This is a genomic window from uncultured Ruminobacter sp. (assembly GCA_902764345.1).
GTDB lineage: Bacteria > Pseudomonadota > Gammaproteobacteria > Enterobacterales > Succinivibrionaceae > Ruminobacter.
Map to the genome: position 1 here is coordinate 1 of CACWVT010000013.1, position 15,921 is coordinate 15,921.

At 46.1% G+C, this 15,921-nt stretch carries 16 protein-coding genes and 1 riboswitch; of the genes, 2 read left to right on the forward strand and 14 right to left on the reverse strand.

The features are described from left to right. Nucleotides 1-219 precede the first annotated feature (219 nt). The 4 genes from lysC to lpxK form a co-directional block, all read right to left on the reverse strand. Entirely contained in the window at nt 220-1,596 is a 1,377-nt protein-coding gene (gene lysC, locus QZU58_RS03925) for a lysine-sensitive aspartokinase 3 (protein WP_294495116.1), read from the reverse strand. Nucleotides 1,597-1,666: 70 nt separating this feature from the next. After that, a riboswitch (Lysine riboswitch) is annotated at nt 1,667-1,838 on the reverse strand. A 279-nt stretch (nt 1,839-2,117) separates the two neighbouring features. After that, nucleotides 2,118-2,870: a Bax inhibitor-1/YccA family protein gene (locus QZU58_RS03930; protein ID WP_294463371.1), complete on the reverse strand. Its 753-nt coding sequence runs from the start codon at nt 2,868-2,870 to the stop codon at nt 2,118-2,120. 106 nt (nt 2,871-2,976) lie between these two features. After that, a complete protein-coding gene (gene kdsB, locus QZU58_RS03935) occupies nt 2,977-3,732 on the reverse strand; it encodes a 3-deoxy-manno-octulosonate cytidylyltransferase (RefSeq protein ID WP_294463372.1) in 756 nt (251 codons plus the stop codon). A gap of 48 nt (nt 3,733-3,780) precedes the next feature. Beyond that, nucleotides 3,781-4,767 carry a tetraacyldisaccharide 4'-kinase gene (lpxK, locus tag QZU58_RS03940; RefSeq protein ID WP_294495119.1) on the reverse strand — a complete coding sequence of 329 codons (987 nt, stop codon included), beginning with the start codon at nt 4,765-4,767 and terminating at the stop codon, nt 3,781-3,783. A gap of 254 nt (nt 4,768-5,021) precedes the next feature. Here lpxK and fnr point away from each other — a divergent pair, with 254 nt between their 5' ends. Then, on the forward strand, nt 5,022-5,750 hold the full coding sequence (gene fnr, locus QZU58_RS03945) for a fumarate/nitrate reduction transcriptional regulator Fnr (protein ID WP_294495122.1): 729 nt from the start codon (nt 5,022-5,024) through the stop codon (nt 5,748-5,750). A 240-nt stretch (nt 5,751-5,990) separates the two neighbouring features. After that, complete coding sequence (uspE, locus tag QZU58_RS03950) at nt 5,991-6,908, forward strand: universal stress protein UspE (protein WP_294495125.1); 918 nt, start codon at nt 5,991-5,993, stop codon at nt 6,906-6,908. 108 nt (nt 6,909-7,016) lie between these two features. Here uspE and QZU58_RS03955 read toward each other — a convergent pair whose 3' ends face one another. From QZU58_RS03955 to QZU58_RS04000, 10 genes are all read right to left on the reverse strand, one after another. Then, on the reverse strand, nt 7,017-7,268 hold the full coding sequence (locus QZU58_RS03955) for a sulfurtransferase TusA family protein (protein WP_294495128.1): 252 nt from the start codon (nt 7,266-7,268) through the stop codon (nt 7,017-7,019). Between the two features lie 45 nt (nt 7,269-7,313). After that, the gene (locus QZU58_RS03960; RefSeq protein ID WP_294495130.1) at nt 7,314-7,754 is read right to left on the reverse strand and encodes a M67 family metallopeptidase; all 441 of its coding nucleotides are present in this window, start codon (nt 7,752-7,754) and stop codon (nt 7,314-7,316) included. Between the two features lie 18 nt (nt 7,755-7,772). Continuing rightward, the gene (gene thiF / locus QZU58_RS03965; RefSeq protein ID WP_294462667.1) at nt 7,773-8,582 is read right to left on the reverse strand and encodes a thiazole biosynthesis adenylyltransferase ThiF; all 810 of its coding nucleotides are present in this window, start codon (nt 8,580-8,582) and stop codon (nt 7,773-7,775) included. Continuing rightward, on the reverse strand, nt 8,569-8,787 hold the full coding sequence (gene thiS, locus QZU58_RS03970; RefSeq protein ID WP_294495133.1) for a sulfur carrier protein ThiS: 219 nt from the start codon (nt 8,785-8,787) through the stop codon (nt 8,569-8,571). Before thiS ends, thiF begins: the two co-directional genes overlap by 14 nt. 31 nt (nt 8,788-8,818) lie before the next feature. Then, the gene (gene epsC, locus QZU58_RS03975; protein WP_294495136.1) at nt 8,819-9,778 is read right to left on the reverse strand and encodes a serine O-acetyltransferase EpsC; all 960 of its coding nucleotides are present in this window, start codon (nt 9,776-9,778) and stop codon (nt 8,819-8,821) included. 80 nt (nt 9,779-9,858) lie between these two features. Then, nucleotides 9,859-11,514 carry a cysteine desulfurase gene (locus QZU58_RS03980; protein WP_294495139.1) on the reverse strand — a complete coding sequence of 552 codons (1,656 nt, stop codon included), beginning with the start codon at nt 11,512-11,514 and terminating at the stop codon, nt 9,859-9,861. Continuing rightward, the gene (locus QZU58_RS03985; RefSeq protein ID WP_294495142.1) at nt 11,501-12,457 is read right to left on the reverse strand and encodes a family 2A encapsulin nanocompartment shell protein; all 957 of its coding nucleotides are present in this window, start codon (nt 12,455-12,457) and stop codon (nt 11,501-11,503) included. The genes QZU58_RS03980 and QZU58_RS03985 overlap by 14 nt, the downstream gene beginning before the upstream one ends. Before the next feature lie 51 nt (nt 12,458-12,508). Then, entirely contained in the window at nt 12,509-13,969 is a 1,461-nt protein-coding gene (locus tag QZU58_RS03990) for a ThiF family adenylyltransferase (RefSeq protein WP_294495145.1), read from the reverse strand. A 204-nt stretch (nt 13,970-14,173) separates the two neighbouring features. Then, nucleotides 14,174-14,644 carry a M67 family metallopeptidase gene (locus QZU58_RS03995; protein ID WP_294495149.1) on the reverse strand — a complete coding sequence of 157 codons (471 nt, stop codon included), beginning with the start codon at nt 14,642-14,644 and terminating at the stop codon, nt 14,174-14,176. Further along, complete coding sequence (locus tag QZU58_RS04000) at nt 14,628-15,884, reverse strand: aminotransferase class I/II-fold pyridoxal phosphate-dependent enzyme (protein WP_294495152.1); 1,257 nt, start codon at nt 15,882-15,884, stop codon at nt 14,628-14,630. The genes QZU58_RS03995 and QZU58_RS04000 overlap by 17 nt, the downstream gene beginning before the upstream one ends. Between the last annotated feature and the right edge of the window lie 37 nt (nt 15,885-15,921).

Genomic DNA, 15,921 nt, shown 5'->3' on the forward strand with positions numbered 1-15,921 from the left:
TTATCCTAAGTGAAATCGAGAAATAGAAAGACCGAACCTCACGTTATTTGAAATTCGGTCTTATGTGTCCTAAACATATGAATTACAACAAAGTTTAGGTTAAACGACGACATCTTTGCCGGACAACAAAACAAAGGGGATGTCCCGTTAATACGGGACATCCCCTGATTTCTCACATACGGAAATTCCCTGACGGAACTCCGTTAATCACCATAACCGTTACTTGATAGTGGTTGGATTACCTTCAAGAAGCTTGTGGTGTAATTCGGCGATAGCCTTTGGAGCCTGATCCTCATTAACCAGGAAGCACAGGTTGTGAGTGCTTGCACCGTAGCAGATCATACGGATGTTAACGTCACAGATTGATGAGAATACTGCAGCACCGGTACCGCTAACCTGACTCATGCCGTTACCGATTAAGGCAATGAGTGACAGACCTTCGTCGATACGTACACGGCAGAATGACTTGAGTTCCTGTAATAACTGTTCGCTGAGTACAGACTTACCGCTTGACTGGCTGCCGGTATAGTCGATGGTAAGGGCAACACTTACTTCTGAAGTGGTAATGAGGTCAACTGAAATACCGTACTTTGCAAAAATACTGAAGATATTTGCCAGGAAACCGCAGGCACCAATCATGTTAGGGCTCTGGAGGGTTAATAAAATCTGGTTCTTTCTTAAAGCAACGGCTCTGAAGGTTGGCTTTGAATTGGTTTCCTTACGAACCCAGGTACCGCCCTTTTCAGGTTCCTTTGAAGAACCTACGAATACAGGGATGTTCTTGCGTACTGCAGGGAAAATGGTTGCAGGGTGCAGAACCTTGGCACCGAAGGTTGCCATTTCGGCAGCTTCAGAGAAGGTAATTTCAGGAATTGCATGAGCTTCAGGAACAAGACGCGGATCGGTAGTGTAGATACCAGGAACGTCAGTCCAGATTTCAATTGCGGCACAGCCCGGAATTGCTTCACCGAGAAGAGCAGCACTGTAGTCTGAACCGCCACGACCTAAAGTGGTGGTCTGACCGATGGCGTTAGAACCAATGAAGCCCTGAGTAACAACAATGTAGTCGTCAAGTAACGGAGCAATCTGTTCCTTTGCACAGTTACCGATTACTTCGATGATTGGAGCAGCCTTACCGAATACGCTGTCGGTTCTCATTACCTTACGTACGTCGAACCACTTTGCCTTATAACCGAGGCTGTTTAAAACTTCAGTGAAGAGCTTGGTTGACATGATTTCACCGAATGAAACGATTCTGTCAGTTAAGGCATCATCATGTTCCTGAATGGCATGATTTGCCAGATCTCTGATTTCATGAAGAAGCTTTTCAATTTCTTCGGTGATGGCGGCAGGACGGCCTAAATCATTAAGAATGGAATTTTCAATTGCAGAGAGCTTTTCCATACGCTGCTCAATGCTTGCCTGATCAAGGGTACCTGATGCAAGTTCAACAAGTAAATTGGTAACACCGGCACTTGCACTTAAAACTACAAGCTTGGTATTAGGGTTATTGGTTACGATCTTTGCACAATTGCACATTGCCTGGTAGTTAGCAACGCTGGTACCACCGAACTTGGCAACACAAACCTGGTTCATATGAACTCCTAGAATAAAAAATGATTGTTTGAGTTACCTAAGGGAAAGTTTGATAAAGGCGGGGAAATAATCCGCCAGAAGCACTTCACCTTAAGTGTGACAGCCTGAAGGATTCAGCCTCCATAGCCGACAATCGGATTAATGCTGTTTCAGATTGCCTCGGCTCTTCATTCCCTCTCCCGACTGCATGTTAAGCATGTTAGCTAATCGGGATACCTAAGAAGAGCGCCTCTTCTGGTTGTTAATTCCGAAGAATTGTGAGTGACTTTACATTTTTTAATCTTGTTTGTCAAACGTTTTTTGAGCATTTTTCTGAAAATTTTTAAAACGGAAAAATGACATGCGGACACGCATGGAAAATACTTCCGGAACGATATGAAACAGTCTGATGTGTTCATGTTTTTCCGTATGTACATGACGCCCGAAAAGCCTGTTCAGGGGCTCTTTATCCGAACATAAAAAAGGCGGTTCATAACAGCATGAACCGCCTCTTCTCAGAAATTCCTGCTTATCTTACGAAGTTAATCATCACCGTTCAGAAGAACCTGAATCTTAACGGCAAGCTTGAGAAGCTCAATGTAAACCCAAACGATGCTGGCCAGGAAACCCATGCCCCATACCCATTCGTAACGGCTGTCAGCGTTGTTTTCAAGCTCGAACACCTTGTCGAAATCAATAAGAAGATAAACAGCACCTACAGCAAGTGCAACAAGATTGATACCGAATCCGAGAAGTGAAGTATCGGCAATGGAAGTGAATGCACGACCGCCGAACAGAGGAAGCAGCATATTTGCAAGATAAGTGATCATAAGTGCCAGACCGAGAGTAATGGCAATATTAATGAGTTTCTGATTCACCTTGAAAATACCGGAAATGTAACCGACAAATACAATGCCGCCGATTGAAACAGTACCGAGAAGGGCATAAATACTGAGTCCCGCACCGAATCTGTTATCAACATAGGAACTGAAGCCTCCAAGCAGTGCACCTTCACAGATGGCATAAACCGGAGCGCAGATTTTTGCAATGCTAGGAATAAAGATACCCGCAAAATAAGCTATGAGAGAGCATATCAGGGCAACGATAGTTGCTACACCACCCAACTGGTTGGCGTAGGTAAGGCATGCGGAAAAGAAACAGAGGGCAATCATAAAGCCGCCTTTGGTGCAGGCCCCTCTTACTGAAAACACGCCGGCATTCTCAACGGCGTTTTCTCTGGATGACTTTATAAGTCTTTCACTGTTGGTCATCGGGTTGGAAGTACTGAGATTCATGTTTAATATTTCCTTTATTGCTGAATAACAATCAAGATAAGGGATTCAACCGCATACTTGACTCACGTATTACATATATACAGTCTTTTATATGATAATTCAATGATTATAGATATTTTTTAGAAAAGATTTCTCTAACCTTTTCCAAATCCTCCGCAGTGTCGACTCCTACCTGCGGATCGGAAAGGGCATAATCCACTGCAATTCTGTATCCGTAGTACATTACTCTCAGCTGTTCAAGAGATTCTATTGCCTCAAGGGCACACGGACTCATTCGTACATATTCCTTAATGAATCCTGCTCTGTAAGCATAGATCCCGAGGTGTCTTGCATGACCATCCTTAGCCGCCATGTTATTGGCCCTGAAATTATCCCTTTCGTACGGAATCGGAGCACGGCTGAAGTAAATAGCCTCATTTCTGTGATTGAAAATAACCTTAACGCAGTTAGGGTTAAAAACCTCCTCGCCTTCAATCGGAACACACAGTGTGGACATAGGAGCCGATGTTCTGTCCAGAAGCTCAGCCACCTGACGAATGTTTTCAGGAGGAATAAGAGGCTCGTCACCCTGTACGTTGACAACTATCTCGTCATCAGGAAGCCCAAGCTTTTCCACAACCTCGGAAAGTCTTTCGGTTCCAGAATTATGGTCCTTAGAGGTCAGACACACATCGGCACCGCAACCTTCACAGGCTTTCACGATACGGTCATCATCGGTAGCCACAACCACTCTGTCTGCCCCCGCCTGCAGGGCCTGTTCCACCACCCTGACAATCATCGGACGGCCGCATATATCCATTAACGGCTTTCCGGGTAATCTTGATGATGCATATCTTGCGGGAATAATAACTGTAAATTTCACGCCATTCTCCAATTTTTCTGTTTTTTTAGTCTATTCACACCGGTATCTTTACTTTCCGGCTGAAAGCCGTTTTACCTTTGACAGCAGTTCGCCGTAAAAATTCTCAGGCAGATCGGCCGACACCGGTACATAATATGAATTTTTCAGGCCGCATCCAGCATACTTGACGAAGTCCTTTTCCGTCATGACCAGGGGATAATCCTTTTCGGCCTGAAGCAGCAGGCTGATGTCCGCCTTCTCATGATCCCCGATTTCAACCTTTCTGACAATCCTGTATCCCATTCCGGACAGCGTATCGTAAAAACGTGCAGGACTGCCGATGCCGGCAAGAGCAATGATTTCAGCACCGTCAGGAAGAGGCGATAATGTTTCATCAACAGGAAGAACCCCGTCCACCTCAAGTTTCATCGGTACCTCACCATCACGGGGCTCTCCGCCGTTGTTTATGAGATAATCGGCGCATTTCAGACGCCACTCCCCTTCCCTAAGCGGTCCTGCCGGGAAAAGATGTCCGTTACCGGTTCTGCGGATACCGTCCATCACAATTATTTCAACGTCACGTTTCAGTGCATAGTGCTGCAGACCGTCATCGGTGATAATCACGTCAGCCTGTTTTTCGGCCAGGGCTGCCGCACGGCTTCTTACAGGATCAATAATAACCGCAGCCCCTGTTCTTTTCAGAATAAGCTTCGGTTCATCCCCGGAATGTTCCGCCGGACTCTCAGCCGTTACCTCATACGGATATGCCGGAGGATGGGCCTTATATCCGCGACTTACCACAGCAACACGGAATCCGTTTTTCCGGAAGTAATCGGCAATCCCGACGACCACCGGTGTTTTGCCGTTTCCTCCCACCATTATGTTTCCGACAACAATTACCGGAATACTGCTGCGGTAGCTTTTCAGAATGTTCCGGCGGTAAAGAAAACGTCTCACGGAAGTAACGGCGGCATAAAGAGCTGACAACGGCAGTAATGGATATTTCCAGCAGGAATTACCGAACCATATATCCTTTATTCTGTTTTCCAAACTCATTCCCTTCCTCCGTTACCCGGTTTAATCCTCCTATCTCCGTCAGTGCATTATACGGAAACAGGTCAAATCATCAGAGCATTATCAGACAATTTTAGTTTTTTGTACAGACAGCCGTCCTGACATCCGTCATTTCCGACGACACATGAAATATCTCAATTTTTATCATATAATCATGGAAAAATATTTGAGACACCACGGTATTTAACCTAAGATTTAAACAAAAACGTTTAAATTACCGACCATGAGGACAAGCCATGACATCCCGCCAAAAAAATTCAAAATCTCCCAGCGATTTTTCCTGCGCCTCATGTCTGGTAAACTCCCTGTGCCTTGCAACCGGAAGCTTTGATCATCAGACGTTTGCGGCAATAGACAGCATTATCGAAAGAAAGAAAAACTATCAGAAGGCCTCAATAATCTACAAGGCAGGTGACGAACTGAAAAATCTCTACGCCATCAGATCCGGCGGAGTAAAAATCTATTCAATAAACGAACACGGCGAAGAGCAGATAACCAGCTTCCACATGCCAGGTGATCTCATCGGTTTTGATGCCATCGCAGACAACAGGCACCAGTCCTTTGCCCAGACCCTCGAAACATCAAACATCTGTGAAATTCCCTTTGAACCTTTGATGAGACTGGCCAGCAGGTATCCGGACATGAACCTCAGGCTTCTGAAGCTTATCAGTGCCGAGATATCCGTAAAAAAGAATCTCATGATGATGATATCAAAACAGACAGCTGAACAGAGGCTGGCAACGTTTATCATGCATCTTTCAGACAATCTTAAAAGAAGAAATCTTTCAGGAAACGAAATAAAGCTGCCGATGACAAGATACGAAATAGGAAACTACATATCCCTTACAGTTGAAACCATCAGCCGTCTGCTCTCAAGATTCCAGCAGAAACAGATTATTTCAGTCAAGGGCAAATACATCACGATCATCAATTTGGACAGACTTCAGGACATAGTTGAATCCTAACCTTATCGTAATTCTTTAAACCGATCATTCCACACCTTTCATTGAAACTTTCATTGAACCGTTCACGGACTGCACGTGTCAGTCCGCTCCCGCCATCCCCGATTTTTAGTTATAGGCCACACTTTTTAAACTGAACTGCTCCGCTTATTTCAATTAATGGACTGAATTCAAAAACTTTGTACGGAAATTTGTCTAAAATTTTATTATGGATCTTTACTTATCCGTTACCAAGGAGGACGTATGAGAAAATACAAACATATCCTCGCAGTTGTGGAACCCGGTTCAGAAAAAAATACGGCACTGACCAGAGCTCTGGAGATAGCGTCTTTTTCCCCGGACACAAGAATAACAGCAATGATTGCAATGTATGATTTTTCAGCCGAACTGACATCCGTTCTTGACGTACAGACTCAGCTTGATCTGAAAAACAAACTGGTTGTCGCCCACGAACAGATGATTGAACAGGCTGTGGGAAAACTGAATGCCGAACACAGTGACATCGACTGCAAAATCGTCTGGCAACGAAGCGTTACCAGGGCAATTGTTGATGAAATCAACGCCGGTGATTACGACCTTCTCATAAAGGTTGCCGATAATCACGACCTAACCAAGAAACTGCTCTATACGCCTCTCGACTGGAAACTTCTCAGATACTCCCCGATTCCGGTAATCATTGCCAAGGAACACTCATGGACTCCTGGTGCAAACATCCTCGTTGCAATAAACTTTGATGATGAGGATCTGAATGCTCAGAGACTGATGAATCTCAGACTACTGAGACATGCCCAGCAGATATCCACGCTTACCGGGGGAACAATACACCTTGTGAATGCGGCTGTTCCTATTACACCTTCAACCCTGGTGGAAATTCCAGGTTTCTCTCCGGATCTTTACAGTGAAGCCGTATACAACCAAAGTTCAGACAAGCTCGTGTTATTTGCAAAGAAGCACAGAATTCCTGAAAGCAACTGCCACATCTGCATAGGTCAGCCTGACGATGTCATATACCATCAGGCAAAGAAGCTGAACGCAAACTTCATTCTCATAGGTAATTCCGCAAGAAAAGGAGTAGTGGGCAACATCATCGGAAATGTGTGCGAGCAGATTACCGACGACGTCGGCTGCGACATCATGGTCATAAGCAAGAACTTAAGATAACCTGTCCGTAACGTTCTAACTAATGTCCGAAGCCCCGGCAGTCCACACTGCCGGGGCTTCTTTCATCCTGTCTTTACCAGGTATTCGTACTTACGGTTTAAAATTCCGTCAGTCCTCATTCTTTCTTATGAAAAGCTCAAAGGTACCGTCGGCATTTTCAAGAACCTTAAGGACGGAGTGGCCTTCATCCTTAACGCTGCGCGGTACATTCTGAATCGGTTCACCGCCGTTAAGATGCACCTGCAGAATCTGACCGTTTTCCAATTCATCAAGAGCCACCTTTGTTTTCACAAAAGTTATCGGACAGGTCACGTCGGTAATATCTATTTTGTCATCAGGTAATATTTCAGTTTCAGACATAATCATCTCCCTATGTTTTTCCGTTAAAATCATCGGCATCAGCCGTCAGTCATTATTGTCGGTTATTATTATTTCTTCCTTTCTTGACGTACGGTTGCTCAAATCACCCTCAACATGAAATCCGTTCAGCACCGGATTATCACGATCGGCAAGTGACAGAATGAGATAGCTGGCTCTGCTGTCGTTTGCCCAGCGCAGATCCTCCTGTGACGGTCTTGCCGGAGTTTCCGGATGGGAATGCCAGTTTCCGAGCGGAGACAGGCCGTTGGCCCGCATGTCCTTGATGGCCGCAAGATGTTCTGAAGGATCAATGGAAAAATGTTCATTGGTATGATCAATATTGGTAAGCAGATATACCTTCTGAATTACTCTGACCCCGTCCTCCCGATCATAACCGGCCAAAAGTCCGCATGCCTCATCAGGAAGTTCCGCAAAGGCATGACGGCACACGGCCTCAAAATCCTTTTTTGAAATGGTAATCTTCATGCACACCTCCCGTCAGCATTAAAGCTTAAGCTCGCAGGTCGGCTGTTCATAATCCCTAAGTTCGGTAATCTCAGGATGATCAGAACATACGGCACAGCCTTCACCACGTGCCGGAAGCTTAATCTTATGGAATTCCATCTTAAGTGCATCATAGGTAAGCAGATAACCCACCAGAAGATCCCCCACCCCGGTAATGTACTTTACGGCTTCCATGGCCTGCAGTGAACCAATTACACCGCCCATTGCCCCGATAACCCCGGCCTGCTTACAGGTAGGTACGGCATCCTTTGGAGGCGGTTCCTTGAAAATGCAGCGGTAGCATGGTCCCTTTCCCGGAATAATGGTTGTAAGCTGTCCCTTGAATCTGATGATTCCTGCGTGGCTGAACGGCTTACCGGCCATTACGCAGGCATCATTTATGAGAAACTTCGCCGGAAAATTATCAGTTCCGTCAAGAATGAAGTCATAATCTTTAATCAGATCCATAATGTTGGAACTGTCCACAAAATCCTCATAGGTGTTTACGGTGATGTCCGGATTTATCGCCTTCATTGTTTCAGCTGCGGAAATAACCTTCTTCACGCCTATATCCTTTGTAGTGTGGATAACCTGACGCTGTAGGTTTGACAGGTCAACAACGTCGGCATCGGCAATACCGATGGTTCCCACGCCGGCCGCGGCCAGATAAAGTGCCGCAGGTGAACCGAGGCCGCCGGCGCCTATAATCAGCACCTTGGATTCCAGAAGCTTTTTCTGCCCCTTAACACCAATCTCACTGAGTAGAATGTGTCTTGAATAGCGTTCAAGCTGCTCATTAGTAAACGCCATAGCTGCCGCCTCCCATAAAATACAGAAATTCCACTTCGTCACCTTCCTTGAGAACAGTCTCGCCGAATGTACCTGACTTGACAAATTCTCCGTTTACGGAAACTGAAACATACAGCGGAGTCTCAACCTTTTCAATTTCAATGAGCTTCTCCACGGTAATTCCGTCTTCAACTTCCTTTCTCTTTCCTGCTACAGTTATAAACATTTATTGTTCCTTATGAATGATTCAATTTCAACTATATTATGTAAAACCATGCATCTCCGGGCTTTACTTCCTCCACCTGCCATTTATGATCTGCGGTCAGATACTCAATTTCAGGATTTTTTATTCTTACCTTGGTATTCGCCGGTACTGATGACGTAATGAAGGTGTTGCCTCCTATAACCGTGTTATCCCCGACAACGGTCTCCCCGCCGAGAATTGAGGCCCCCGCATAAATTGTTACATTGTCACCGATTGTCGGATGTCTTTTTACTCCGGACAGCTTCTGACCGCCTCTGGTTGAAAGAGAACCGATGGTTACCCCCTGGTAAATCTTAACATTTTTACCTATAACAGAGGTTTCACCTATAACGATCCCCGTTCCATGGTCAATAAAGAAGCCTTCACCTATTCTGGCTCCCGGATGAATGTCTATGCCTGTTTTGGCATGGGCATACTCTGTCATGAGTCTCGGTATTACCGGAACGTTAAGCCGGTACAGTTCATGTGCCAGACGGTAAACGGTAATGGCTACAAGTCCGGGATACGCCAGAATAACCTCTTCCAGACATCCCGCTGCCGGATCCCCGTCATATGCAGCCAGTAGATCCGATTCGATAAGCCGGCGTACTTCCGGAATTTTTCTGAAGAATTCACTGCAGATGCGGAATCCTTCATGCTTTCTATCCCCTTCAGACATTGTTCCGCGTTTTCTGCAGAAATCCAGAGCCTTAACCACCAGTTTGTTCAGATGGTAAAAAATGTTCTCAACAGTCACCGCCACCGAATGTGACTGATTGTAGATTTTAACGTTTCTGTCCTTGTAGTATCCCGGATAAACAATACCGAACAGAGCATCCACCACGGAATGCACCTCGTGCTTATCAGGTTTGCCGTAGAAATCTGAATCATCAATATTCTTACTGCCTCTGAGGTCAGTTACGACAAGCTGCACAAGTTCGTCAATTTCAGGCTCAATACCTGTATAGTTCATAATTTTCCAAATTCCCCGAACCGAGAGGAGGGACTGAACGGATTCAGTCCCGTCCTAATAACAAAATTCCCGTATCAGTACTAACCGAAGGTTCTTAAGGCTCTTACCAGTGCATCAATGTCACTTTCAGAGTTATAGATACCAAGGGTCGGTCTGACGGTGCTTTCGTATCCAAAATGCCTTAACACCGGCTGAGCACAGTGGTGACCGGTTCGTACGGCAATACCGTATGAATCGAGTCTTTTGCCCACCTCATCGTCGGAATGACCGGCAAGCTTAAATGCCAGTGCTGAAGACTTATTGGCAGCAGTTCCCACCAGAGTCAGTCCTGGAATCTTCTTCAGTTCCTTAAGTCCGTACTGGATAAGTTCATGCTCACGACGGTATACGCACGGCATGCCTATGCCGGAGAGATACTCCAGAGCGGCCCCGAGACCTACGGCGTCAGCTATGCTTCCGGTTCCTGCCTCGAACTTGTTAGGCACGTCATTGTAGATGGTACGTTCAAACGTAACATCCGCAATCATGTTTCCGCCTCCGTGATAAGGCTCCGCAGCCTGGAGAAGTTCCTTCTTGCCGTACACGACACCGATGCCTGTAGGTGCATAGATCTTATGTCCGGAGAACACGAAGAAGTCAGCATCCCATGCACTTACGTTGACAGGGATATGTGCAACTGACTGTGCGCCGTCAATAAGAATTCTCACTCCGTGTCTGTGCGCAATTGCAATCAGCTCCTCCACCGGAGTAACGGTACCGAGAACGTTCGAAACATGAGTTACGGAAACGAACCTGGTTCTTGCAGTAAACAGTTTTTCATATTCACTGAGAATAAGCTGACCGGTAGAGTCACATGGAATAACCTTGATTACCGCCCCTGTTTTCTGGGCAATCAGCTGCCACGGAACAATGTTGGCATGATGTTCAAGGATTGAAACAATGATTTCATCTCCCGGTTTAAGCTGCGGCAGCACAAATGAGTTGGCTACCAGATTAATACCCTCAGTGGTACCGCGCACAAAAACAATTTCCTGTGCGGAAGAGGCTCCGATGAAGTCCTTGACTATGCGTCTGGCATTCTCGTAGGCATCGGTGGATCTGGCCGCCAGCGTGTGGGCTCCGCGGTGCACGTTGGAATTCTCATAACGATAGTAATGAGCTATTCTGTCTATAACCTGCTGCGGGCGCTGAGTGGTCGCTCCGTTATCAAGCCATACCAGCTGATGACCGTTGATCTGCTCTGACAGAATCGGAAAGTCTTCACGAATCTGTGCAAGGGTTTTTGTGCCGATTCTTACTGAGCTCTCACTTTCTGTCTGCCCCCCTGAAACAATGGCGTTTTCAGTTGAAGCATCCTGCTTCTGTCGTGATTCCAGCTCCCTCGCCTGTTCAGCCGAAATTACCTTCGGAGCGTAACTGACAGCCTCTTCACTTCCACTGTTGCCGGAAATACCGGGTACCAATGAAACTCCGGGTACGCCGTTACCGTACGCAAACGGATCGTCCCAGTTAAAGGAAGGGACTCCAGACGGGAGTGCTCCCACACCGGTTTCGGCGGAAGCCGCATATGCCGCCTGCTCGGTTTCACGAACATCGGCAACCTCGGCTCCGGTTTCCGTAGCATTGACACCTTCGGTCAGATCCGGAAAAAGCTGGTTCGCCAGGATGGTCAGCTCAGCAGCCGACGGTACTCCCGCGAGATGCTCAAAATTTCCGTCCGAATTAGTCGTAGTCATAGTATTCACCAACCTCTACATCTTCGAGAACAGCTATTGCGTCATCTGCAAGGATGGCTGCAGAGCAGTACAGTGACAGCAGATATGAAGCAACGCCCTTATTGTCAATACCGCGGAAGCGTACTGAAAGACCTCTTGAATGTTCATTCTTGAGACCGGCCTGGAACAGACCTATTACACCGCGCTTGGCTTCACCGGTTCTGACAAGAAGAATATTGGTCTTACCGCTCTGTGAGGTAGGATTCTTGAGACCGTCAACAAGGAGCTTATCGGTAGGAATAATTGGAATACCTCTCCAAGTAAGGAAAGTACCGCCTGAAAGATTTACGACTACAGGAGGTACGCCTCTCTTAGTGCATTCTCTTTCAAATGCTGCAATTGCTCTCGGATGGGCCAGGAAGAATGAAGGTTCCTTCCACACCTTGGTGATAAGTTCATCAAGGTCATCAGGTGTAGGAGCACCGTTTCTGGTCTGAATTCTCTGAGAATCAGCAATATTCTTTAAGAGACCGTAATCATCGTTGTTGATGAGCTGGCTTTCCTGACGTTCTCTCAGTGATTCGATTGCCAGAGCAAGCTGTTCCTGAACCTGATCATACGGAGAACTGTAAACGTCTTCGATGGCGGTATTTACGTTAATGATGGTGGAAATCGAGTTCAGCTGATATTCACGCGGTTCAGTTTCATACTCAACATAACCTTCAGGAATAATGTCTGACTTTTTGGTCTGACTGCATAAAACGTCAAGCGGAGTTTCACCTTCAACCACCTTGTTTACTCTGAAAATACCGGTTTCAAGTCCCTTGAATTCCAGAAATTTGGTTAACCACTTAGGAGTGATTGAACCGAACTGAGGCTTTGTCTTGGTCACATTGGCAAGATTATAGGCCGCAGCCTTGCCAAGTGCATTTATCTGAGTTGAATCATTATTATTTGTTGTCATTACAGACTCCTTACAAAAACATTAAGTTAGTTCTAACAATGCAGGGGAATGCTAAATCCACCCGCCTTCACCGGATAAGATAATATCCTTCATCGAATCAAGCCCGCCCTTAAGGCTGTATACCGGACCGAGATACCCTGCTTCCTTCAGGGTTCTTACAGCCAGAATGCTGCGCTTTCCTTCCTTACAGATAATTACCGTATCAATTTCAGGATTAAGCTCCTTTTTCCTTCTTTCGAGCTGACCTATAGGAATGACAACCGCACCTGAAAAACGCAGAATAGTTCTTTCATGAGGCTCACGGACATCCACGATGGTCAGAGGCTCGTTATTGTCAATTCTTCTTGTAAGTTCCTCTGGACTTATGGTTTCCACCGGAATCTCGGTATCCTCCTGTCTGAGTCCGCAGAATTCGTCATAATCAAAGTCCTCCACCCTTACGCGTGATGATTTCTCTCCGCAGAACGGGCAGTCCTTATTTCTGCCGACATTGAGTACTTCCGATGTCAGATTGAGAAGATCCATTCTCAGAAGCTTCCCACTTAACCGTGAACCGATTCCGATTATCAGCTTCAGCGCCTCATTTGCCTGAATGCTGCCAATCACTCCCGGAAGTGAACTTATTGTTCCGTTCTCGGCACATGTAGGCATGAGTCCCGGAGCTGGAGGAGCAGGAAACAGACATCTGAGACAAGGTCCGCCGTCATGATTCAGAACACTTACAAGACCTTCAAACTGGTATATTGCCCCGAAAACAAGAGGGATACCGGCAATAACCGCCGCATCATTCAGCAGATATCTGGTTTTATAGTTATCGGTACAGTCAATGACGAGATCGGCATCCTCAATCAGACTGACGGCATTGTCCGCATCAATTTTTACTTTTTCCTCAATAACCGTTATGTTGCGATTTACCGCGCGGATTCTGTCTCTGACGGAAGCCACCTTCGGACGTTTTACGTCACGTATCCCGAAAAGCAGCTGATTCTGAAGATTGCTTAATGCCACGGAATCAAAATCGATAATTCTGATGGTACCCACACCTGCCGCAGCAAGGATTTGCGCAACCTGGGAACCTAAAGCCCCCAGTCCTGCTATGACAACTCTGGCCGCCTTGATTCTCTTCTGTCCCGGCACCCCGATTTCCCGAAGAAGCAGGTGCTTACTGAAGCGCTCGATCTCATCACCGTCAAGAACCTGAGCCTTTCTGCGCTCGTCGGAAATAATACTTTCATCAGCAGATCCTCCGGCTATGAGAGGCAGTATGAGCACCTGTGCAGATTCATCTATTTCCCGATCATGAAAGGATCTGTCAGTCCAGTCTTCTCCGGAAACAAAAATTCTGATAAATGTTCTTAACTCACTGTTATCAAAAAGTCCGCCGGCTGCTTCCGGAAACTCTTCAGTCAGTTTCCGCAGAACGGAGCTGACCGTAGGATTCGGTATCTGAACATCTATTTCAGCTTTACGCCCGAAAAAGAAGCGGAGCGTGGAGGATATGTAAACTTTCATTAATAATCGTCCTCTTGTTTTCGTGTTTTTCTTTAATATTTTTATAAGCTTCAGTTATTTCTTTTTTATTCTGAGCTTTTTATTTTTTATTTTTTGTTTTTTGTTTTTTGTTTTTTGTTTTATCTTTTTTATTCTTTACTGTTTTTTAATTTATGATTGTTCCGTTCAGGCCTCACAGGCCGATTCCGTTACCGGGACTTGGTTTTATATGTAATTGATGAAATCATCAGCCACCTTCACGGGAATTCCGACAGGCTCACCGACTGCGGATTTTTTTTGCCACACCCTCACTTCATTTATTCCTTCTGCAGAAACGGAAACAATCATGTACTGCAGTCCTGGAACCATGGATGCAACGTCGGAAGACGATGTCACGGCCCCAGCGTCAGGGTGGGAATGACAGAACCCTGCTACTTCAAGTCCCTCAGCTGCCCACTCTCTTTCCCTGCGAAAAAAAAGCAGGGGATCTATGGTGAATGATTTCATGGCTGCCGCACCTGACTCACAGTTATCCATCCTTCGGTACTCGGTAACTGGAGAACCTACGCCTTTTCGCAACAGCACCCCGCACATTTCAAAGGGATATACCGATGCCGCATGTTTAAACACTCCGGACAATGCTTCGGGAGTTATGAGACACTCACCGGCTCCGACTGCACTAGTCCTTTTGCTCATTTCTGCTCTTTTCAATGGCACTGAGAAAATCATCAATCAGGTCCTCCTTGTTCTCAATACCAACGCTTATTCTGATGGTGTCATCAAAAACACCTGCTGCCTCAGCTTCCTGCCTGCTGTTCCTGCGGTACAGGGTTGAGGCCGGATGTATTACGAGAGTTCTTACATCTCCGAGGTTACTTGCGATTTTTACGTACTTTAAGGAATTGATAACCTTAAAAGCCCTATCTTTTGATCCGACCCTGATGGTCATTATTCCTCCGCCGTAACCATTAAGCTCACTGCTGACATATGCATGATCAGGATGATGCGGAAGAGTCAGATAGTTGACTGAAACATCCTTTTCCTCATCAAGTCTTGAAGCCAGAGCCGCAGCATTCTCACATATACGTTCCATGCGGAGTCCCAGAGTATCAATACCTACATATGAGAGAAAGGCATTGAACGGTGAAATACATCCTCCGAGATTGCTGGATATTTCGGCACGAGCTCGTACCGTAAACGCCAATCTTCCGAACTGACTGAATTCAGACAGGGCTCCGTGCTTTTCAAAATTCCACGGGAACCTTGCGCCGTCGATAATCATGCCGCCTATCGCATTACCATTTCCGTTTATGTATTTCGAGGTGGAATGAATCACCACGTCAGCTCCAAGATTAAGAGGCTTGGCAAGATACGGAGTAGCGGTTGTGGAATCCACAAACAAAGGTATTCCGTGTTCATGCGCCACTGCCGAAACCTCTGGTACGTCAAGAACGGAGAGAGAAGGATTTCCAATTAGTTCTCCGAACACCACCTTTGTTTTTTCGGTAATAAGTTCCCTCACATGATCCGCATCAAGTCTGGATGCGAACACGGTTCTGATTCCCAGTTTTTCAAAATTACGGAGCAGTCTTATGGTTCCGCCGTAAAGCCCCGATCCAGCAATAATCTCATCCCCGCTCTGACAGACCGTTAAGAGTGCGGCTGATACCGCTGACATGCCGCTCCCCGTACATATTGCTGCCGCTCCGTCTTCAAGGGCACAAATCTTCTGTTCAAAAGCAGCTATTGTCGGATTTCCGATGCGGGTATATGCAAATCCCATTTTTCTTCTGGCAAATACATCCTCCAAATCTTCCATGCTCTCATACTGAAATGCCGTAACCTGCGAAATGGGAGGCAGAATCTCCCTTTGGAAAAATCCCTTTGAGCCAGTTCCGTGAAGAAGCGATGTATTAAATCTGCAGTCATTTGCCATATCAGAAATTTCCCTTAAAAAATTTTTCTGCGACAGA